We start from the raw sequence: 21,158 nt of genomic DNA, 5'->3' as shown, positions 1-21,158 counted from the left end.
TGCGCCGCAGCACAACCCTCCGGAACGAAGGCCGCATGACCGACCTGCTCTACCTGGTGCACCGGATTCCCTACCCCCCCAACAAGGGCGACAAGATCCGCTCCTTCCACCTGCTTGCCCATCTGGCACGGCGTCACCGGGTGCATCTGGGTGCCTTCGTGGACGACCTTGCCGACTGGGCCCACGCGCCGGCCCTGAGCGAATGGGTCGAGGGGGAGCTGTGCCTGCTGCCCCTGGATCGGCGCCGGGCCCTGCTGCGCAGTCTCACGGGCTTCGTCACCGGCGAGCCCCTGACCCTGCCCTGGTTCCGGGACCGCCGCATGCAGCGCTGGGTGGATGCGCGCCTGGCCGCCGGCGTGGACCGGGTGCTGGTGTATTCCTCGTCCATGGCGCCCTACGTGCTGGCGCGCAGCGGGGTGCGGCGCGTGATCGACTTCGTGGACATGGATTCGGACAAATGGCGCCAGTATGCGGCGAGTCGTCCCTGGCCCGTGAGCGCCCTGTACCGGCGGGAGGCGCGCCGGCTGTTCGCCTTCGAGCGAAAGGTGGCGCTCACCTTCGATGCCGCCACCTTCGTCTCCGAGGCCGAGGCGGCCCTGTTCCGCCGTCTCGCCCCGGAGAGCGCGGCGCACGTGTCGGCCTTCAGCAACGGCGTGGACACGGACTACTTCTCCCCCGCCGCGGCGGGCGCCAATCCCTACCCTGCCGGCACCCGGGCGCTGGTGTTTACCGGCGCCATGGACTACTGGGCCAACGTGGATGCCGTCTCCTGGTTCGCCTCCGAAGTCTGGCCCGGCCTTTACAGACGCCATCCCGGCAGCGCCTTCTACATCGTCGGCGCGCGGCCCGTGCCTGCCGTCGAGGCGCTGGCCCGGCAGCCGGGCGTGGTGGTCACCGGCGGCGTGCCCGACGTGCGCCCCTGGCTCGCTCACGCCGCGGCTGCGGTGGCGCCCCTGCGCATCGCGCGCGGCATCCAGAACAAGGTGCTGGAAGCCATGGCCATGGCCCGCGCCACGGTGGTATCACCCCAGGCGCTGGAAGGCATTCGCGCCCGCCCCGGCGAGGAACTCCTGGTGGCCGATGGCGCCGGCGAGTTTCTCGCCCGCTGCGGCGAACTCCTGGATGACCCGGCCCGCGCTGCGGAAGTGGGCCGCCGCGCCCGCGCCCGCGTGCTGGCCGATTACGCCTGGGCGGTGCATCTGGCACGGGTGGACGCGCTGCTCGAGGGCGCCTCCTCCGTCACCCCGTCACCCACGCTCGAGGCGCACGCATGAACGCCACCGGCAACCCACCCTGGCCGCGCGCCGCCTGGATCGCTCTGGCGGGCGTGCTGACCCTGTTCGTCATCTACTGGCCCACGGTGGCATCCACCGTGGCCATTTGGCGGCGCTCGGACACCTTCGCCCACGGCTTTCTCATCTTTCCCATCTCCGCCTGGCTCATCTGGCAGCGGCGCCGGGAAATCGCCGCCCTGAGTCCGGTACCGGACTGGCGCGGCCTCATCCTGCTGGCCGGACTGGGCCTGGTCTGGCTCGCGGCGGAGGTGGCCCGGGTGCTGGTGGTGCAGCAGCTCGCCCTGGTGGCCATGGTCCCCGCCCTGGTGTTCACCCTGCTGGGGTGGCGCGTCACTTGGGCCATGGCCTTTCCCCTGGCCTTCCTGCTGTTCGCCGTGCCCATGGGCGAATTCCTGATTCCGCCCATGATGGAATTCACTGCGGACTTCACCGTGGCGGCCCTGCGGCTCACCGGCATTCCGGTCTATCGCGAGGGCACCTTCTTTACCATCCCCAGCGGCAACTGGTCGGTGGTGGAGGGCTGCAGCGGCCTGCGCTACCTCATTGCCTCTTTCACCCTGGGCACTCTCTACGGCTACCTCACCTACCGCAGCCTGAAAAAACGCCTGCTGTTCGCCGCGGCTGCCATCGTCGTGCCCATCATCGCCAACGGCCTGCGTGCCTACATGATCGTGATGATCGCCCACCTCTCGGACATGCGCCTGGCCCTGGGCGTGGACCATTACATCTACGGCTGGGTGTTCTTCGGACTGGTGATGCTGCTTCTGTTCTGGATCGGCTCCTTCTGGCGCGAGGACGAGGCGGCGGAACCGGCTCCCCAGGTGGTGGCCTACGGCTGGGCACCGCCCCGCGGCCTGATGCCCATGCTCGCGGCGGGACTCGTCGTCGCCGCCCTCTGGCCGGCCTATGCGGCCTACCTGGAAGGTCTCGCCCCGAAGGACCTGGCGGTGCGCCTGGACCCGCCTGCCGGTCGCAACGGCTGGCGCGTGGTCAGCCCGGTCACCGACTGGCGGCCCGAATACAAGGGCATGGACGCAAGCCTCCACCAGACCTATGCCCGGGACGGGCAGGTGGTGGGCGTGTTCCTCGCCTATTACCGCTACCAGCGTCAGGATGCCGAGCTCATCAACAGCCAGAACGTGATGGTGCGCCAGAAGCACCCGGTGTGGAGCAACGTGGGCGAGGCAAGCCGGCGTGTGCAGCTCGCGGGCCGGCCGGTGACGGTGCTGGAGACCCGGCTCCGGTCCGCGCCCCAGCGCCTCCTGGTGTGGCACTGGAACTGGCTCAACGGGCCCTTTACGGTCAACCCCTACTGGGCCAAGTTCTACGAGGCGCGCGCGCGGCTTCTGGGCCACTGGGACGATGCCGCGGCCATCATCGTCTATACCCCCTACGAAGACCAGCCGGAGGGAGCGGCGCACACCCTGCAGGAATTCCTGAACGACATGCTGCCCGCCCTCACGGCCACCCTGGCGCAGGCGGCAGACACGTGAGCACCCACGCCATTCCCCTCATCGCCCACGTGGTGCACCACTTCGACACGGGCGGCCTGGAAAACGGCATGGTGAACCTGCTCAACCGCATTCCCCCCGGCCGTTACCGCCATGCCGTGGTGTGCCTCGCGGGTTATTCCGACTACCGCCTGCGCATCACCAACCCGGCGGTGGAATTCCACGCCCTCGGCAAGCGCCCGGGCAAGGATCCCGGCCTCTGGCTGCGGCTGGCACGCCTCCTTAAGCGGCTCGCGCCGGACATGGTGCACACGCGCAATCTCTCTGCGCTGGAGGGCCAGTTCGTGGCGGCGGCCTGCGGCGTGCGCGCCCGCGTGCACGGCGAGCATGGCCGCGATGTGTTCGATCTGGCAGGCACAAACCGCAAATACAACCTGCTGCGCCGGCTGGCGCGGCCGCTGGTGCATCACTACATCGCCGTGTCCCAGGATCTCGCGCGCTGGCTCGCGGACACCGTGGGCGTGCCTGCCAGCCGAATCACCCAGATCTACAACGGCGTGGACGGGCAACGCTTCCATCCCCGCAGCGGGGCGCGCCCCGGCGTCGGTCCCGCAGGTTTCGCCGATGCCGGCTGCGTGGTGATCGGCAGCGTGGGCCGCATGGCGGAAGTGAAGGACTTCCCCACCCTGATGCAGGCCTTCGTGCAGCTGGCTGCCCTGCGCGGCAACGTGCGCCTGATGATCATCGGCGAAGGTGTGAGCCGCGCCCACTGCCAGGCCATCGCCGAAGCCGCGGGCGTGGCGGACCGGGTCTGGCTGCCGGGGGAGCGGGCCGACATCCCGGAACTGATGCGGGCCATGGACGTGTTCGTCCTGCCCTCCTTGGGCGAGGGCATTTCCAACACCATCCTGGAGGCCATGGCCAGCGGCCTGCCGGTGGTGGCCACGCGCGTCGGCGGCAATCCCGAGCTGGTGGAAGACGGCATCACCGGCCGGCTGGTGCCACCGGGTCGGCCCATGGAGCTGGCACGGGCGTTGCTTGAATACGTGGACGATCCCGTGCGCCGGGCCCAGGCCGGCGCCGCCGCACGGGCCCGCGTGGACGCCCGCTTCAGCCTGGACGCCATGGTGCGCGGATATCTTGGCGTCTATGACGAAGTGCTGGCGCGCCACACACCCCGATCGAGCGTGGCCCGTGTCGCGGGCCGGGGCTGACGACCAACCACTATGTGCGGCATCGCAGGCATCTTCGATCTTGACGGCGAACGTCCCATCGACCGGGCGCTGCTCGCGGCCATGAACGAACGCCAGCACCACCGTGGTCCGGACGAAACCGGGCTGCATCTGGAGCCTGGCATCGGGCTCGCCCACAAGCGCCTGTCCATCATCGACCTCGCCTCCGGCCAGCAGCCCCTGTTCAACGAGGATGGCAGCGTGGCGGTGGTGTTCAATGGCGAGATCTACAACTTCGTCGAGCTCATGCCCGAGCTGCAGGCGCTCGGGCACGTGTTCCGCACCCATTGCGACACGGAGGTGATCGTCCACGCCTGGGAGCAATGGGGCGAGCAGTGCGTCGACCGTTTTCGCGGCATGTTCGCCTTCGCCCTGTGGGACCGCAACCGGCGCACCCTCTTCCTCGCCCGCGACCGTTTCGGCGTCAAACCGCTCTTTTATGCGCTGCTGCCCGATGGGCAGTTCCTGTTCGGCTCGGAGCTCAAGGTGCTCACCGCCCACCCGGGCTTCGCGCGCGTGCTGGATCCCCTGGCGGTGGAGGACTACTTCGCCTACGGCTACATTCCGGAACCCCGCACCATCTACCGCGACTGCTTCAAGCTGCCGCCCGGCCACACCCTCACCCTGCGCCGGGGCGCACCGCTGCCCCCCCCGCGCCAGTACTGGGACATTCCCTTCCGTCCGGTGGGGCCCGTTAGCCTCGCCGATGCCCAGGAAGAACTGGTGGAACGCCTGCGCGAAGCGGTCAAGATCCGTCTCATGGCGGAAGTGCCCCTGGGGGCCTTCCTCTCGGGTGGCGTGGATTCCAGCGCCGTGGTGGCCATGATGGCCGGACTGTCGGCGGAGCCGGTCAATACCTGCTCCATCGCCTTTTCCGACCCGGCCTTCAACGAAGCCGCCTTCGCCCAGCAGGTGGCGCGGCGCTACCACACCCACCACCACGTGGAGACGGTGGATGCCGACGACTACGACCTCATCGACAGGCTTGCCGGCCTCTACGACGAACCCTTCGCCGATTCCTCCGCCCTGCCCACCTACCGGGTGTGTGAGCTGGCGAAGCGCCACGTCACCGTCGCCCTTTCCGGAGACGGCGGCGACGAGAATTTCGCCGGCTATCGGCGCTATCGCTGGCACCTCTACGAAGAACGCCTGCGCGGCCTGATGCCGGATGGCCTGCGGCGGCCCCTGTTCGGCCTCCTGGGCCGGCTCTACCCCAAGCTCGACTGGGCGCCGAAAGTGCTGCGCGCCAAGTCCACCTTCGAGGCCCTGGCGCGGGATGCAGTCGCGGGCTACTTCCACGGTGTCTCCGTCCTGGGGGATCCCCTGCGCAACAGGCTGTTCAGCACCCGCTTCAGGCGCGAGCTGCAGGGCTACCAGGCCGTGGAAGTGCTGCGCCGGCACGATGCCCACGCGCCCAAGGACGACCCGGTCTCGCGCGTGCAGTATCTCGACATGAAGACCTACCTGGTGGGCGACATCAACACCAAGGTGGATCGCGCCAGCATGGCCCACGCCCTGGAGGTGCGCGAGCCCCTGATGGACCACGTGCTGATGGAATGGGTGTCCGGCCTGCCCCGTTCCCTGAAACTTAAGGGGCGGGAGGGCAAATACCTGTTCAAGAAGGCCATGGAACCCTACCTGCCCCAGGAAGTGCTCTACCGGCCCAAGATGGGTTTCGCCGTACCCCTGGCGAGCTGGTTCCGCGGGCCCCTGCGGGCGCGCGTGCGCGAAGCGGTGCTGGGCAGCCGCCTGGCGGACACCGGCTGGTTCGACATGACCTTCCTGCGGGAAATGGTGGACCAGCACCAAAGCGGCGTGCGGGATTTCAGCGCGCCCCTCTGGAGCCTGCTCATGTTCGAGGCGTTTCTGCGGCTGAACGAGGCGCTCGGTGTCGCTGCGGGTTCTGCGCTGCGGGTGGTTGCGGGAGGGCGAGCGTGAGTTGGCTGGAGGATGGCGTACGGGTGGCTAAAGCCACGCTCACCAATCAGGTGGCGCGCCTGGCACCCGGCTTTTACATGAGGCTCACCGGGGAGACCGGGCGGGGGCTCGGGGCCGAATCAGTGGGCCAGGCCGCCGAGTATTTCCGCCGGTGTTTTGATGACTACTTCGTGAAGTTGGGAATCCGGCCTCGGGAGATCCCCGATTTTCTGAGGGGCAAGTGCCTCCTCGAATACGGTCCCGGTGATCTTCCCGGTGTGGCGCTCCTCATGATCGCCCACGGTGCCGAGCGTGTCACCTGCGTGGACCGCTTTCCCCTGCTTTCCCTCTCGCCAGAGAACCTTGCCGTTTATCAAACACTCCTGGATTCGCTGGCGCCCCCGGCGCGCGCGCGGGCGATGACATGCTTCGCCGAACCGGGCAACCCCGCCTCAGGCCTTCGGCCCGACCGAATCGAATACCGGATCGACCCGGACGGTCTTTGCGGACTCTGCGACGAGGTCGATCTGGTTTATTCCCGCGCCGTTTTGGAGCACGTGAACGATCTGGAGGCAACCTTCCGGGATATGAGCCGCGCCATGAAACGCGACGCCCTCGCCATCCATCAGGTGGATCCCAAGAGCCACGGGCTGCACCGGCACAATCGCCTCGATTTTCTCGCCTGGCCCGAGTTTCTCTGGCAGCTCATGTATAGCCACAAGGGCACACCCAATCGGCTCCGTGTCGATGCCTACCGGACAGCGGTGCGGCAGGCGCGACTCGAAATCATGGCGCTGGAGCCCACGCTCCTCGCCGATCCTCTGGAAGTGCAGGAAATCAGGCCGGCTCTTGCGCGCCGGTTTCGGAGACTCAGCGATGACGACCTCCGCTGTCTTGGATTCTGGCTGATTTGCCGCAAGGAAACGACGTGATGCGCATCCTCCACATCGTCGACCATTGGCCGTTCTGCCCAAGGCGATCTGTCACCAGGTGGCAACCATTGCCCGCTGGCGGCGTCGCGACCATGCCTGCATTGGAAGAAAACACTCGCTCCTGGTCCTCTGGTGCGGCGTGCGCGAGTGACGGCTGGGGAGCAGGCGCCGCAGTCAGAGCCCCGCGCTGACGCCATGAGAAAGCAGATATTTCGCGCAACCCACGCCATCTTCGGCAAACCAGGGCTTGCTGCTCTGCTCTTCGCCCACGTCCTGGTCCTTTCCGCGGTCGAACTCGGATTGCTGCACGCGAAGTACGAAATTTTCAAGCCCGCCTTCCTGCAATCGCATGTGATCGCGGGTTTTGACATCCCGTTGTTCGTGGGCCTCCTGATTGCCATGGAGCTTTCCTTCTACGGCTTTCTGCTCGCGGCCGGCGCGGCTCTTGCTGCACGGTGGGGCGTCAGCCGTACGACTCTTGCCTACCATTATTTTTGGGGCGCTGGTGTGTTGAGCCTGGCCTTTATCGGGGGCCGCTACCAGCTGGCCCAGTATTTCAGCGACTTCCTAACCTTTTCCGTGGTGAAAAACCTCGGTGGCGGAAGCCTCGCGGACGCTTTGCGCTACATCCTCGAGGAAGGTGCGGTGGCTCTGGCTGCTGGGGCCTTCCTCGTACTGGTGTATTTGCTGGGAAATGCCTTTGTACGGGGTGGCGTGCCCACGGTTGGCGTTAGCGAGCCTTTGGCAGGGCGTGCCACTTACTATGTCCGGTGGGCAATATTGGCTTCGGTGGGTACCGCGATTTGCGTGTGGGTTGCCAATCAGAGCAGCGATTTCCGTTATCACATGAATCGCACGACAGCCTATTTTCTAGCCAAATTGGCCCTTGACGCCGGGACGGATTTCGACGGGGACGGTTATGGGTATTTTGCGTGGCGTCCCGATCCATGGCCCTTCGACGCCTCCCGTTACCCCGATGCGCTCGATGTTCCGGACGATGGCATCGACCAAGATGGCCTATTTGGTGACTTTCATGAACCCGTTGATCCCGGGCGAGCCGCTTTGGCGCCCTCACACCGAGACAACATCGTCCTCGTGGTGGTCGAGAGTCTTCGTGCAGACGCGCTAGATGCACGCGTCAACGGCAGACCGGTGATGCCCAATCTCAAGGAAATCGCCAGCGAGGGTATCGCCGCCCCGCTCTACTACAGCCATACGGGTTATACCACGAGCTCTCTGAAAGCAATATTTTGCGGCACGCTGACCGACCCCACGTCGCCTGAGAACTGCCTCTTTGGGGTGCTTAGACGAGCCGGGTATCAGATCGCGGTGGTTTCGGGGCAGGCAGAAGGGTTCGGCGAGTTGGCAAACAAGGTCGGGAGCAGAAAGTTTGCGGACATCTACTTTGACGCCGAGACCGCCAAAGAGGACCGTGTTTTCCCCTCCGCGGCGCTTGGCTCGCTGGCGCTGTCCAACCATCGCGTGGTGCAGCAGTTCAGACAGGCGCTGGGCGCGCTGGATCTTCACAGACCGTTCTTTTTCTATCTAAATCTCCAATCCGCCCACTTCCCCTATTACTACCATGGCATGCCGAATTTTCTTGGGATAAAGCCCCTGCCCCGTGGGAAAATTGATCCATCCCGTCGGGAACGGCTTCGGGAGACCTACTATAACGCCGTAGCCTACGCGGACTGGGCCCTGGGCCAGATCGTCGAAGAAATCCGGCACAGGGGGTTGAGCCAAAGGACCTGGTTCGTCATCAGCGGGGATCACGGCGAGTCTCTCTTTGACGACGGTTTCCTGGGGCATGGGCACATCCTAGACGATACCCAGACACGCACGGTCTTCGTCTCGAGCCGACCTTTGGCGGGGTTGAATCATCCGATGGGGCAAACCACCGTGATGCCCCTCATCCTGTCTGGGGGCACCGATTTTACACTTTCCGGAGATTACGCCCGTGCCGGGCTCTTTCAGTATGTGGGTTCCCTTGAGCATCCCTCAGCGATCGCACACGTCGACGCGACGGGAGTGAGAACTACGTTGAATCTCTCGAATGAGGAGGCGCGGCAAGACGCTTCCGCTTGGATCCCCCGCGCTCGGTGGGAAAGTGACCCGGTGGTGGCCACCGGCGTTAGGGCGGCAGTTCTCGACTGGGAGTCTTTGCGCTGGGAGCAGCACTCTCGTCGGAACGCTGGGCAAAGGGGACCGGTGGCCCCGCCATCCTTCTGAGAAGCAGCAACCATGCGCATCCTCCACGTCTTTGACCATTCGCTGCCCCTGCACTCGGGCTACACCTTTCGCAGCGCGGCCATCCTGCGCGAGCAGCGGGCGCTGGGCTGGGAGACCTTCCACCTCACGGGTCCGCGCCAGAAAGGCTGCAGCGTGGCGGAGGAGGAAGTGGAGGGGCTGCATTTCTACCGCACCCGCAAGCCCGAGGGCGTCATGGGGCGCCTGCCGGTGCTGAACCAGCTGGCGGACATGCGCGCGCTGGAACGGCGCCTTGGGGCGGTCATCGACACCGTCCGTCCGGACATCGTGCATGCCCATTCGCCCCAGCTCAATGCCGTGCCGGCCGTCAGGGCCGCCCACGCCCGGGGCATCCCCGTGGTGTACGAGGTGCGGGCCTTCTGGGAAGACGCGGCGGTGGACCACGGCACCACCAGCGAGGGCAGCCTGCGCTACCGTCTTTCCCGCGCCATGGATACCTGGGCTTTCCAGCATGCCGACGCGGTCACCTGCATCTGCGAAGGGCTGCGCGCCGACATCGTGGCGCGCGGTATCGCCCCGCACAAGGTGACGGTGATACCCAATGCAGTGGACATCGAAAGGTTTCCCCTGGGCGGGCCGGCGGATGAGCAACTCAAGGCAGCCCTCGGCCTTGCCGGGGCGCGGGTGCTGGGTTTCATCGGTTCCTTCTACGCCTACGAGGGGCTGGATTTGCTGCTGGCCGCGCTGCCACGCATTCTCGAGGACGCGCCGGATGTGAAGGTCCTGCTGGTGGGCGGCGGGCCGCAGGAAGGCAACCTGAAACGCCAGGCGGAAAGCCTGGGGGTCGCGGAACGCGTGGTGTTCACGGGCCGCGTGCCCCATGGAGAGGTGAACCGCTACTACGACCTCATCGATCTGCTGGTGTACGCCCGCCACCGTATGCGCCTCACCGACCTGGTGACACCGCTCAAGCCGCTGGAAGCCATGGCCCAGGGGCACCTGTTCGTGGCCTCGGATGTGGGCGGGCACCGGGAGCTCATTCGTCACGGCGAGACCGGCTGGCTGTTTCCCGCCGATGACGCCGCCGCCCTGGCGCGTGCCGTGCTGCACGCTTTCGCTCACCGCCACCGGTGGGACGAGATGCGTGCGCGGGGTCGCCGCTTCGTGGAAACGGAGCGCAACTGGAAGGCCAGCGTGGCGCGCTATCGCCAGGTGTATGAAGACGCACGGAGACACCGACATGGCTGAGGGTCCGCGCCTGGTGGTGTTTTCCTCGCTGTTTCCCAGCAGCGTGCAGCCCGCGGCTGGACTGTTCATCCGCGAGCGCATGTTCCGCGTGGCGCGCCACCTGCCCCTGGTCGTGGTGGCGCCGGTGCCCTGGTTTCCCCTGCAGGGACTCATCCGCCTGTTTAGGCCCGGTTACCGGCTGATGCCGCCCCGGCACGAAACCCAGCAGGGCATCGAAGTGTGGCACCCGCGCTTTCTCGCGGTGCCCGGCCTGTTCCGCAGCTGGGATGGCTTCATGATGGCTGTCTGCAGCCTGCCTTTGATGGGGCGTCTCAAGCGGCAATTTGGTTTCCAGCTCATCGACGCCCACTTCGCCTGGCCCGACGGCTACGCCGCGACCTGGCTCGGCCGCTGGCTGGGCGTGCCCGTCACCATCACCCTGCGCGGCACCGAGGTGCCCCATGCCCGCCATGCGCTCAAACGCCGGCGCATGCTTTCGGCACTGGAACGCGCGGCGCGCGTGTTCAGTGTGGCCGAGGCCCTCAGGCGCCATGTGGTGAACCTGGGTGCGGCGCCGGACAAAATCGAGGTCGTGGGCAACGGGGTCGATACCGAAGTCTTTCATCCGGAAAACCAGGGCGAGGCGCGGGCGCGGCTCGGCCTCGCCGCGGACGCCAAAGTGCTGGTTTCCGTGGGCGGGCTGGTGGAACGCAAGGGTTTCCATCGCGTGATAGAAGTGCTGCCCAGCCTGCTCGGGGAATTCCCGAATCTCGTCTATCTCATTGTCGGCGGTGCCTCCCCCGAGGGCGACATGCGCGCCGAGCTGGAACAGCAGGTGGCCCGGCTGGGCCTGGGCCGGCACGTGCGCTTCCTCGGAGTGGTGCCGCCGGGGGAACTGCGCTGGCCCCTTTCCGCGGCCGATGTGTTCGTGCTCGCCACCCGCAACGAAGGTTGGGCCAACGTGTTCCTGGAGGCCATGGCCTGCGGTCTGCCGGTGGTGACCACCGACGTGGGGGGCAACCGGGAAGTGGTGCGCGACGAAAGCCTGGGCATGGTGGTGCCCTTCGGCGACCCGGATGCATTGGCCACGGCGCTTGGAAGGGCCCTTCGCCAGCAATGGGATCGCGCGCGCATTCGTGCCTACGCGGCGGAGAACGCCTGGGACAACCGCGTGAGAACGCTCATCACGCGCTTCCGGGAGCTGGCAGCGGCATGAGCGACGCCTACACCTGGTTCGCAGCCCGTGTGCTGTTTCCCGTGCATGAGCGCCTGAAAGGACACGATACCGTGGCCGTGCGCCGGGAGCTCGAGCGGAGCCAGTGGTGGCCGCGGGAGAAAATCCGCGCGCTGCAGCTTGCGCGCCTGAAACACCTGCTGGCGCGCGCCCAGGCCCACGTGCCCTATTACCGGGAACTGTTCCGGCGCCTGGGCTTCGATGCGCAGACCGTGACGAGCCCGGCCGACCTGGCACGGCTGCCATTCCTGACCAAGGCCGATATCCGTTCCCATCTGGAAACGCTGAAGGCCGACGATGCGCGGGGGCTGGCGCGGTTCAATACCGGCGGTTCCAGCGGCGAGCCCCTGATTTTCTTCGTCGGCCGGGAGCGTGTCTCCCACGATGTGGCGGCGAAGTGGCGGGCCACCCGCTGGTGGGGGGTGGACATCGGCGATCCGGAAATCGTGGTCTGGGGCTCGCCCATCGAGCTCACCCGGCAGGACCGGCTGCGTGCGCTGCGCGACCGGCTGCTGCGCACCTGCCTCCTGCCCGCCTTCGAGATGTCGGAACAGAAGCTCGACGGCTATCTCGCCCGGATACGCCGCCTCCGGCCGCGCATGCTGTTTGGCTATCCTTCCTCCCTGGCGCTGATTGCCCGGCACGCGGAAAAAAGAGGCGTGGCGATGGACGGGCTGGGCATTCGTGTGGCCTTCGTCACCTCGGAGCGGCTCTACGATGACCAGCGCGCAACCATTTCCCGGGTGTTCGGCTGTCCCGTGGCCAACGGCTACGGCGGGCGCGACGCCGGCTTCATCGCCCATGAGTGCCCCGCAGGGGGCATGCACCTGACGGCGGAGGACATCATCGTGGAAATCGTCGGGGATGATGGCCGCGTTCTGCCGCCGGGCCAGCCCGGCGAGATCGTGGTCACGCACCTGGCCACGGGTGATTTCCCCTTCATCCGCTACCGCACGGGCGACGTGGGTGTGCTGGACGACCGACCCTGCCCCTGCGGCCGCGGCCTGCCCCTGCTCGCGGAAATCCAGGGCCGTACCACGGACTTCGTCGTGGCCCGTGATGGCACCGTCATGCACGGCCTCGCATTGATCTACGTGGTGCGCGACGTGCCGGGTGTGGTGCAGTTCAAAATCATCCAGGAAAGCCGGGATCTCACCCGGGTGCTGCTGGTCACGGGGCCGGGGTTCCACGAAGCGTCCTTGGAAGGCATCCGCAGCGGCCTTGGCCGCCGCCTGGGCGAAGGTGTGACCATTGCCATCGAAAGGGTGGCGGAGATTCCCCGCGAGGCATCGGGCAAATATCGTTACATTGTGAGCAGGGTGACGCCATGAGGGATCTGCTGCTGGCGGTGGTGTTCTTCGGGGTGCTCCCCTTCGCCCTGTCGCGGCCGCACTGGGGCCTGTATCTGTATTCCTGGATCAGTTACATGAACCCGCACCGGCTGGCCTATGGCTTTGCCTATTCTTTCCCCTGGGCCTACCTGGCGGCGCTGGCCACGCTGGGGGGCGTACTGTTTTCAAAGGAGCCCAGGCGCATGCCCTGGACCCGGGAGATGACGGTGCTTCTCCTGCTCGCGCTGTGGTGGACGCTGACCACCTTCTTTGCCTTCTATCCGGAGCTCGCGTGGACCCAGTGGGAAAAGGTGATGAAAATCATGCTCATGATCTTCATCACCCCCCTTGTCATCAATGACCGGCACAAGCTGCGTCTCCTGGTCTGGGTGATCGTCCTTTCCCTGGGGTTTTACGGGATCAAGGGCGGCATCTTCACCATCGTCCACGGCGGGGTGTATCGCGTCCAGGGCCCATCAGGCTCGTTCATCGGGGGCAACAATGAAATTGCCCTCGCCCTGCTCATGACCATTCCCCTCATGCGCTATCTGCAGCTCACGGAGAAGAGCCGCTGGATCCGGCTGGGGCTCACCGCGGGCATCGTGCTCACGGCGCTCGCCGCGATAGGCAGTCAGTCGCGCGGGGCCCTGGTGGGGGCGGCAGTGATGGGCGTCATCTTCTGGTGGAAGAGCCGCAACAAGTTTGTCACGGCCCTCCTGATAACCATTGCCGCGGGACTGGTCTGGCTCATCATGCCGCCCCAGTGGTACGAGCGCATGCAGACCATCGAGAACTATCAGGAGGATGGCTCGGCCCAGGGTCGCATCAATGCCTGGTGGACGGCCCTCAACGTGGCAAAGACACGGATCACCGGCGGGGGCTTTGAGATGTTCCAGGCGCCGACATTCCATATGTATGCCCCTGACCCTGAAGACCTGCACGACGTGCACAGTGTTTATTTCGAGCAGCTCGGCGAGCACGGCTTTCCGGCACTGGCTCTGTGGCTGCTGCTGGGCCTGCTCACCTGGCGCACGGGTTCATGGGTGATACGCCGTGCGAAAAAAGATCCGGAGCGCAAATGGGCGGCGGATCTCGCAGCCATGGGCCAGGTGACCATGATGGCCTACTACGCTGCGGGGGCCTTTCTGGGGCTGAGTTATTTCGACCTCTATTACCACGTGCTCATGCTGATCATCCTGGCCAAGGTGATCCTGCTCCAGGAGGAAAAGGCGGCGGCTCCCGCTGCAGCGCCGGTCAGAGGGAAAGGGAATGGGCGTGCAGCCACTGTTCCAGCATCATGACCACCCAGATCATCACCCCGTAGTAGCTGGCATGTTCGCTTTCGTGGGCGGCGATCAGGCGGTCGATGTAGGCTTCCCGCAAAATACCGCGGGCGCGGAAGGCGCGCAGGCTGTCCAGGGCAAGGGCGTGCAGGGCCGGGTCTTCCTTCATCCACACGCCGAAGGGCAGGCCGAAACCGTGCTTGCTCTTGGCAAGGATCTCGGCGGGCAGGAAGTCGCGCAGTGCCTCCCTGTAGAACCAGCGCAGGCGCTGACCCCGCACCTTGTAGGAGGGGGGCAGTTTGGCGGCGAAGTCCACCAGTGCCTCATCCAGCATGGGGTAGCGGACTTCGATACCGGCCAGCTCCGTCATGCGGCCCACCTTGCGCAGGTCGTTGTCGGCCAGGGTCTGCTTCCAGTCCAGGTGCAGCATGCGGTTGATGGGGTGACGGGCGCGGGTGCGGAAATAGGCCTCGCGCTGGATGGCCAGCGGCCGGTCCGTATCGACGGTGTTCAGGAAGGCGGCATCGAAAATCGCCGGCAGCGGGTCGCGGTGCAGGAAGTTGTAGGTCTCCAGCCGCTCCGGCAGGGGGATGCGTGCCTGCTCCACATAGCTTTTGACCTTGCGCAGGGGCGCAATCGTGTCGGGCAGCCGACGGGCGAGGGGCTCCATCAGGCCGCTGCGCAGGCTGCGGGGCAGCCGCTGATAGAGCTCGAACACCATCTGCTTGGCGTAACGCGCATTGCCGCCAAAAATCTCGTCGCCCCCGTCACCGGCCAGCAATACCGGCAGCCCCGCTTCCCGGGCCCGCAGGGCGCAGTAATAGGTGGGCACTGCCGAGGCATTGCCGAAGGGCTCGTCGTAGGCGCGGGCGATGAGGGGAATGGCTGCGGCCACGTCGGCCGGCGTGACGTAGTATTCATGCGGCGTGAGACCGAAATGGCGCACCGCGATGCGGGCGTAGGCCATTTCGTCATAGCCTTCCGCGGCGAAACCGATGGAAAAGCTGTCGGCATGACCTGCCACGCGAGCCAGCATGCCGGCCACGGTGGAACTGTCCAGCCCGCCCGAGAGGAAGGCCCCTGCGCGATCGCTGCCCAAGGCGGTGCGCACGGCCTCTTCCAGCAGGGTGTGCAAATGCGCGGCCCGCTCGTCGAAGGCATCGGTTTCCGCGTCTTCCCAGGCGGCTTCCCAATAGAAGCCACGCTCGCTTCGGCCATCGCGCCAGAGCAGATACTGGGCTGGCAGAAGCTTTTCCACGCCGCGGTAGATACTCCCGGGCGAGGGTACCATGTGGGCGTAAAGGTAATCGAACAGACCCTGGGGCGAGAGTCGCACCCCCACGGCCGGATGCTGCGCCACGCCGTCCAGACTGCGCCCGAACACCACACCCTGGGGAAGCAGGGCAAAGCCCAGCTTTTCGATGCCCATGCGGTCGATGGCGAGCAGCAGGGTGCGCGTGCCCGGATCCATGAGCGCCAGGCAGAAGCCGCCCTGCAGCGCGCCGAGCACCTTCGTACCCTGTTCCCGGAAGCCCTGGGCGACGGCCACCGCCGCGCCTCTTTCTGCAGCAATCGCCGCGAGGCTGGGCTCCGCGAATCGCACCCGGCCGTGGATCGCGACGACGGTCCCGCCGTGTTCCCCTGTCGTGGCCAGACCCAGCGGCGAATGCACGGCGAGCCCTGCATTCGGCCGGGCGAGCACGCCCGGTGCTCCCGGCGCCATCCTGTCGAGCACCGCGCGTGCATCATCGGTGGCGACACCCAGCCAGCCGCAGAGCATGGAACCTCCCTTGCGATGGGGCCGCGCGCCACGACCCCGCAGTGTGCGGCGCGCGCGCCGTCCCCTGAATGAAGGACCCGATTTTGAGTGAATTCTGGTTGAAAGTCGATAAAACGCTGCGCCACCATGGGCGTGCCGCCCTGCGCGCGGGGCGCGGCCTCATGTGGGATCTCCTGCGCCCGCCGGCGGAGCGTCCCGTCATCGTCATCGGCTGCAGCCGGGCCGGTACCACGCTGGTTTACAAGACGTTTTCCGAATCCCGGGAACTGGGCACGCTTCACCGGGAGACCCACGACTTCTGGATGGCGCTGCACCACCCGCGCGACCGCGCCTGGGACACCCATGCCCTGGATGCGCGCCATGCCTCGGCGGCGGACCGGGATTTCGTGACACGCTACTTCTACGCCTGGACCGGCCGCTCGCGCTGGGTGGACAAGAACAACCAGAACGGGCTGTGTGTGCCCTATCTCCAGGCTCTCTTTCCCGATGCCCATTTCGTCTTCGTGAAACGCAGCCCCGGGGACAATTTGAACAGTCTCATCGAAGGCTGGGGCAAACCGGAGGAGTTCGCCACCTGGTCCGACGAACTGCCGGCTGCCGTGGCCATAGACGGCGGACGCTACACGCGCTGGTGTTTCTTCCTGGCCGACGGCTGGCGGGCCTATACCCGCGCATCCATCGAGGAAGTGTGTGCCTTCCAATACGAGGCCATCAATCAGGCCATCCTCGATGCCAGGGATGCCGTGCCTGGGGGCCAGTGGTCCGAGGTCTTCTACGAGGATCTGGTGCGCGATCCCGTCGGTGAATTCCGGCGGCTCTTCACCGAGGCCGGCCTGCGTTTCACCCCGGCGCTGGAGGCTCACTGCCGGAACGTGCTGGACACACCCTACAACGCCTTCTCGGCCATCCGCCTGGACAAATGGAAGGACGGGCGCAACCGGGACCGCATCGAGCGCGTCATGCCGCGGGTGGAGCCGGTGGCCCGGCGCATGGGGTACAGCGTGTGAAGGGATCCCGTTTCGCCGCCGCCTGGCGTGAACCCGCTTTCATCCGCCCCGTGCTGGTGCTTGAGAGCGACGACTGGGGAGCGGATGCGCCGGGCCGCGTGGCCGAGCAGGCGGCGGCGCTGGAAGCCCTGGTGCGGCTGCTCACGGCCATCCGCGACGGTGCGGGGCGTTCCGCCGTCATGACCATCGGCCTGGTGGCGGGGATCATCGACCGGGACGCCTGGCGCCGGCACGGCCATTATCGCCGGCTCACCCTGGACCACCCTTCCCAGGTTCCGGTGCTGGCCGCCCTGCAGACCGGGGTGGAGGCGGGCGTGTTCGCCATCCAGTGGCACGGGCTGGAGCACTACTGGCCCGAGGCGCTGGTTGCGGCCCGGGATGAGCCGCCCGTCGCGGCATGGCTTGCGGAGGAAGCGTCCACGGAGGCCCTGCCGGATGCGTTCCAGAGCCGCTGGGTTGACGGCTCGCGACTGCCAACGCCCAGCCTGCCCAGGGAGTCCATTGAACAGGCTGTGGCAGAGGAGGCGGCCCTGCTTGCGCAATGGTTCGGCGCCGTGCCCCCCGTGGCCGTGCCCAACACCTTCGTGTGGAACGACGACGTGGAATCCGCCTGGCACCGGGCCGGTGTGCAGTGGGTGATCACGCCCGGCTGTCGCTACAGCGGGCGCGACGCACGGGGGCGCCTGATTGCGGAGCGCTGCGGTCTGTACAACGGTGTCCCATCCCCCACCGGCGTGCGCTATCTGGTGCGCGACGTGTATTTCGAGCCCGCCCGCGGGCATGGCCGGGAAAGGCTGCTGGCCGGGCTTGCGCGAAAAATCCAAAGCGGGCGGCCGTGCCTGGTGGAAACCCATCGCTTCAACTACGTGGGCGAAGGTGCGCCCCGCGCCCGGGAGGAACTGTTGCGCGCCCTGGAGCAGGCGCTGCAGCGCCACCCGAATCTGCGCTTCCTGTCCAGCGCGGAACTGGGCGACGTGCTGGTGCGGCGCGACCCCGCGTGGGTGCGTGCGCCGGCGCCGGCGCAATGTTGGGCAAGGCTCGCCGCCCCATGAGCACCCCGCGGTTCTCGGTTGTCATTCCGGTGTTCAATGGTGCCGCATTTCTGGCCCGGGCCATCGACTCCGTCCTCGCCCAGACTTGGCCGGCCCACGAGATCATCGTGGTGGACGACGGCTCCACCGATGGGACGCCGGAAATTGCCCGCCGCTATGGCGACCGCATCCGTTATCTGCGCCAGGACAACCGCGGCGTGTCGGCGGCGCGCAACCATGGCGCACAGGTGGCCACGGGGGATTGGCTGGCCTTCCTCGATGCCGACGACTGGTATTACCCGGACCGGCTGCGCTGGCACGGGGAGTGGATCGCCGAAGGGGAGTCTCTCGATTTCCTCACCGGCGATTACCACTACGTGAACGGCGTGGGGCGCATCCTGTCCCGCTCCATGGACCAGCATGAATCGGGCAAGGCAATGCTGAGCAAGGCGCAGGGCGCGCCGCGGGTGGTCATGGAGGCGCAGGAATTCGAGGCCTTCGTCGCCGACCATTTCGGCGACACCCATACGCTCTCGGTGCCGCGGGCCACCTTCCTGCGCCTGGGCGGCTACCCCACCGGCTACCGGGTGTGCGAGGACGTGTTTTTCCTGGTGCGGCTGTGCGCGGCGAGCGCGCGCGTGGGCGTGGTGTGCCGGCCCATGGCAGCCTATGTCATCCACGAAGGAAGCGCCACCCGCCGCGATCCGTTGCGGGCGCAGCAGGACAACGTGCACACCCTGGAGGCCATGTACCGGGAGTCCGCCGCCTATCCCGAGGGGGTGCGCCGCGGCGTGCGAGCCCGTCTGCGGCAGGGGCGGCTCGATCTGGGGTATGCCCTGGTGCGGAGCGGCCGGCGCTGGGCGGCCGCGCGCGTGGTGCTGCCCAACCTGTGGCGGTTTCCCCAGGGCCTGCGGGATGTGCTTTCCATGGTGCGCGGATGAGGGGCCGGCCGCCGACCCTGCTCCAAGGCTCGCGCCGGCCGCGGAATGCCTGTCCAAGCGGCCAATCATATCCTTGTAAAAAACGCATCATGACGACAGAATTGCAAGGATGATAAAGCGGCAACTCTTCGAACCGCTGCTGCAGGATTTGGCCGAATATCCGGCGGTGGCGCTGCTGGGCCCGCGCCAGGCCGGCAAGACCACCCTCGCCTTGGACGTCGCGGGCCGGCTGGGAGGGGTCTACCTGGATCTCGAGTCCGAGCAGGATCGCGCCAAGCTCGCCGCTGCCGAGCTCTATCTCGGCGAGCGTCTCGACCGGCTGGTGGTGCTGGACGAGGTCCACCGTGCCCCCGGCCTGTTTCCGGTGTTGCGCGGCCTCATCGACCGGGCCCGGCGCGCAGGGCGGCTTGCTCAATGCCGCCCTGCTGGCCCGCAGTCTGGGCATCGACGTGCGCACCGTGAACCGTTACCTCGACCTGCTGACCGAGCTGTTTCTCCTGCGGCGGCTGCCGCCCTGGCACGGCACCGTCGGCAAGCGGCTCACCAAATCGCCGAAACTCTATGTGCGGGACAGCGGGATCCTGCACGCGCTGCTTGGCATCCGGGACGAGGAGACGCTGCTGGGGCACCCCGTCGTGGGCGCCAGCTGGGAGGGCTTCGTCGTGGAGAATGTGGTGACGGCTGCGGGACCGAATGCGGCGGCGCATTTCTATCGCACTGCGGCCGGCGCGGAAGTCGATCTGGTGCTGCAATGGCCTGACCGCCGCTGGGTGGTGGAAGTCAAGCGCAGCCTGGCGCCCAGGGTCGAGCGCGGATTCCACAACGCGTGTCAGGACCTGAAGCCGGATCGTGCCTTTATCGTCTATCCCGGCGGCGAGCAGTATTCTCTTGGGGAAGGCGTCGAAGCCATTCCCCTGCGACCGTTGCTCGACCTGCTGCGCCAGGCCGACGCGGGATGATTACCACGGAGAACCCAGGCGTGCAGCTGCTCGTGATCACCGAACTCTACCTGCCCACCAAGGGCGGCACCGCCGTCTGGTTCGACGAGGTGTACCGCCGCCTCGGCGGTAAGGAAATCCACGTGGTGACGGCGGACGTGCCGGGCGCCGCCGAACACGACGCGGCCCACCCCAACACCGTGCACCGGCTCTCCCTGCGACGCCACTGGTGGCTCAAGCCCGAGTCGCTGGCCATGTATGGAAAGCTTTTCTTCAAGAGCCTGGGGCTCGCCCTGCGTCATCGTTTTCAGGCCGTCCACGCCGGCCGCGTGTTGCCGGAAGGCCTGGTGGCCTGGCTGGTGGCGCGCATCGCCCGCATTCCCGCAGTCATCTATGCCCACGGCGAGGAGATCACCACCTGGCGCCAGCCCGCCAAATTCCGGGTCATGCGCTTCGTCTACCGCCATGCGGACCGTGTGATCGCCAACAGCGAATTCACCCGTGATGAGCTCCTCAGGCTGGGTGTGGCGCCGGAGCGCATCGTGCTCATTTACCCGGGCGTGGATACCGAGCGCTTCCGCCCGGGGCTGCCCTGCGACGACCTCAAGGCAAGCATCGGCCTGGCTCCCGACGAAAAACTCATTCTGTCCGTGGGCCGGCTGTCCCGCCGCAAGGGTTTCGACATGGTGATCAGAAGCCTGCCGGAACTCCTGCGCCAGGGCCTAAAAGTGCGTTATGCCCTGATCGGCATCGGCGAGGACTGGGACTATTTGTCGAATCTGGCGCGGGAACTGGGCGTGGCCGACCGGGTGCACATGCTTGGGCACGTGCCACCGGACGATCTGCCCCGTTGGTACAATGCCTGCGATGTCTTTGCCATGCCCAACCGCGAGATCGACGGCGACACGGAGGGGTTTGGCATGGTATTCATCGAGGCGGCGGCCTGCGGCAAGCCGGCGCTGGCAGGCACGGCGGGGGGGACCGGGGCCGCGGTGGTGGAGGGGGTGACGGGCCTTCGCGTGCGGGGCGAACAACTGGAATCTGTGACTAGCGGCCTAGTCACCCTGCTCAATGATGCAGCTGGCGCGGGAAGCATTGCCAAAAAAGCCATGCAGCGCGCGCACTGCGAATTCAGCTGGCATGCGGTGGCTCGGAAGACGCAATTGCTCTAAAAAGCCACGCTTGTCATACCGTTATCCGAAAGATTGAATCGTGTGGTGCGGTGCCCGGGTTAGCTATACTCGCAGCAGTGTGTTCGTCGTTGGCGGTTGCGTACCTGATTAGTAGGTACATGAGTATCCTGCCATGCGTCGTCTGCGCAATTGGTGGAAGACCGTGCGGTTTGCCGGCA

16 protein-coding genes and 1 pseudogene are annotated in these 21,158 nt (G+C 66.6%); 16 read left to right on the top strand and 1 reads right to left on the bottom strand.

Features of this window, described 5'->3' with window-relative positions; genetic code table 11:
- Positions 1–35 precede the first annotated feature (35 nt).
- The 10 genes from ACZ42P_RS09115 to ACZ42P_RS09070 all read left to right on the top strand — a co-directional run bounded on the left by ACZ42P_RS09115 (position 36) and on the right by ACZ42P_RS09070 (position 14,128).
- Positions 36–1,274 carry a TIGR03087 family PEP-CTERM/XrtA system glycosyltransferase gene (locus ACZ42P_RS09115; RefSeq protein WP_464897243.1) on the top strand — a complete coding sequence of 413 codons (1,239 nt, stop codon included), beginning with the start codon at positions 36–38 and terminating at the stop codon, positions 1,272–1,274.
- Positions 1,271–2,788: an exosortase A gene (xrtA, locus tag ACZ42P_RS09110; RefSeq protein WP_464897242.1), complete on the top strand. Its 1,518-nt coding sequence runs from the start codon at positions 1,271–1,273 to the stop codon at positions 2,786–2,788. Before ACZ42P_RS09115 ends, xrtA begins: the two co-directional genes overlap by 4 nt.
- On the top strand, positions 2,785–3,960 hold the full coding sequence (locus ACZ42P_RS09105) for a TIGR03088 family PEP-CTERM/XrtA system glycosyltransferase (protein WP_464897241.1): 1,176 nt from the start codon (positions 2,785–2,787) through the stop codon (positions 3,958–3,960). The genes xrtA and ACZ42P_RS09105 overlap by 4 nt, the downstream gene beginning before the upstream one ends.
- A gap of 12 nt (positions 3,961–3,972) precedes the next feature.
- A complete protein-coding gene (locus tag ACZ42P_RS09100) occupies positions 3,973–5,916 on the top strand; it encodes an XrtA/PEP-CTERM system amidotransferase (protein ID WP_464897240.1) in 1,944 nt (647 codons plus the stop codon).
- Positions 5,913–6,827, top strand: a complete 915-nt coding sequence (locus ACZ42P_RS09095) for a methyltransferase domain-containing protein (protein WP_464897239.1) — start codon at positions 5,913–5,915, stop codon at positions 6,825–6,827. Before ACZ42P_RS09100 ends, ACZ42P_RS09095 begins: the two co-directional genes overlap by 4 nt.
- A gap of 195 nt (positions 6,828–7,022) precedes the next feature.
- Positions 7,023–9,056, top strand: coding sequence for an LTA synthase family protein (locus ACZ42P_RS09090; protein ID WP_464897238.1), 2,034 nt, complete (start codon positions 7,023–7,025; stop codon positions 9,054–9,056).
- Positions 9,057–9,068: 12 nt separating this feature from the next.
- Positions 9,069–10,283, top strand: coding sequence for a TIGR04063 family PEP-CTERM/XrtA system glycosyltransferase (locus tag ACZ42P_RS09085; RefSeq protein WP_464897237.1), 1,215 nt, complete (start codon positions 9,069–9,071; stop codon positions 10,281–10,283).
- Positions 10,276–11,478 carry a glycosyltransferase gene (locus tag ACZ42P_RS09080; protein WP_464897236.1) on the top strand — a complete coding sequence of 401 codons (1,203 nt, stop codon included), beginning with the start codon at positions 10,276–10,278 and terminating at the stop codon, positions 11,476–11,478. Before ACZ42P_RS09085 ends, ACZ42P_RS09080 begins: the two co-directional genes overlap by 8 nt.
- A complete protein-coding gene (locus ACZ42P_RS09075) occupies positions 11,475–12,827 on the top strand; it encodes a phenylacetate--CoA ligase family protein (RefSeq protein ID WP_464897235.1) in 1,353 nt (450 codons plus the stop codon). The genes ACZ42P_RS09080 and ACZ42P_RS09075 overlap by 4 nt, the downstream gene beginning before the upstream one ends.
- Positions 12,824–14,128, top strand: coding sequence for a putative O-glycosylation ligase, exosortase A system-associated (locus ACZ42P_RS09070; protein WP_464897234.1), 1,305 nt, complete (start codon positions 12,824–12,826; stop codon positions 14,126–14,128). Before ACZ42P_RS09075 ends, ACZ42P_RS09070 begins: the two co-directional genes overlap by 4 nt.
- Here ACZ42P_RS09070 and ACZ42P_RS09065 read toward each other — a convergent pair.
- Positions 14,082–15,890, bottom strand: coding sequence for an asparagine synthetase B family protein (locus ACZ42P_RS09065; protein ID WP_464897233.1), 1,809 nt, complete (start codon positions 15,888–15,890; stop codon positions 14,082–14,084). The genes ACZ42P_RS09070 and ACZ42P_RS09065 overlap by 47 nt on opposite strands.
- Positions 15,891–15,958: 68 nt before the next feature.
- Between ACZ42P_RS09065 and ACZ42P_RS09060 the strand changes: the two genes are divergently transcribed.
- The 6 genes and pseudogenes from ACZ42P_RS09060 to ACZ42P_RS09035 all read left to right on the top strand — a co-directional run bounded on the left by ACZ42P_RS09060 (position 15,959) and on the right by ACZ42P_RS09035 (position 20,979).
- Positions 15,959–16,897, top strand: a complete 939-nt coding sequence (locus ACZ42P_RS09060) for a sulfotransferase family protein (protein WP_464897232.1) — start codon at positions 15,959–15,961, stop codon at positions 16,895–16,897.
- On the top strand, positions 16,894–17,949 hold the full coding sequence (locus ACZ42P_RS09055; protein ID WP_464897231.1) for a hypothetical protein: 1,056 nt from the start codon (positions 16,894–16,896) through the stop codon (positions 17,947–17,949). The genes ACZ42P_RS09060 and ACZ42P_RS09055 overlap by 4 nt, the downstream gene beginning before the upstream one ends.
- Positions 17,946–18,869 (top strand): glycosyltransferase family 2 protein, encoded by a 924-nt coding sequence (locus tag ACZ42P_RS09050; RefSeq protein WP_464897230.1) that lies wholly within the window; start codon positions 17,946–17,948, stop codon positions 18,867–18,869. The genes ACZ42P_RS09055 and ACZ42P_RS09050 overlap by 4 nt, the downstream gene beginning before the upstream one ends.
- 109 nt (positions 18,870–18,978) lie before the next feature.
- A pseudogene (locus ACZ42P_RS09045) lies at positions 18,979–19,203 on the top strand (AAA family ATPase); the annotation flags it as partial.
- A gap of 73 nt (positions 19,204–19,276) precedes the next feature.
- Positions 19,277–19,828 (top strand): ATP-binding protein, encoded by a 552-nt coding sequence (locus ACZ42P_RS09040; RefSeq protein WP_464897229.1) that lies wholly within the window; start codon positions 19,277–19,279, stop codon positions 19,826–19,828.
- 20 nt (positions 19,829–19,848) lie between these two features.
- The gene (locus ACZ42P_RS09035; RefSeq protein ID WP_464897228.1) at positions 19,849–20,979 is read left to right on the top strand and encodes a glycosyltransferase family 4 protein; all 1,131 of its coding nucleotides are present in this window, start codon (positions 19,849–19,851) and stop codon (positions 20,977–20,979) included.
- Positions 20,980–21,158 lie beyond the last annotated feature (179 nt).

The organism is Thiobacter subterraneus, assembly GCF_055379455.1.
The sequence above is the reverse complement of the archived record's forward strand: the minus strand, read 5'-3'. Positions and strand labels throughout refer to the sequence as shown.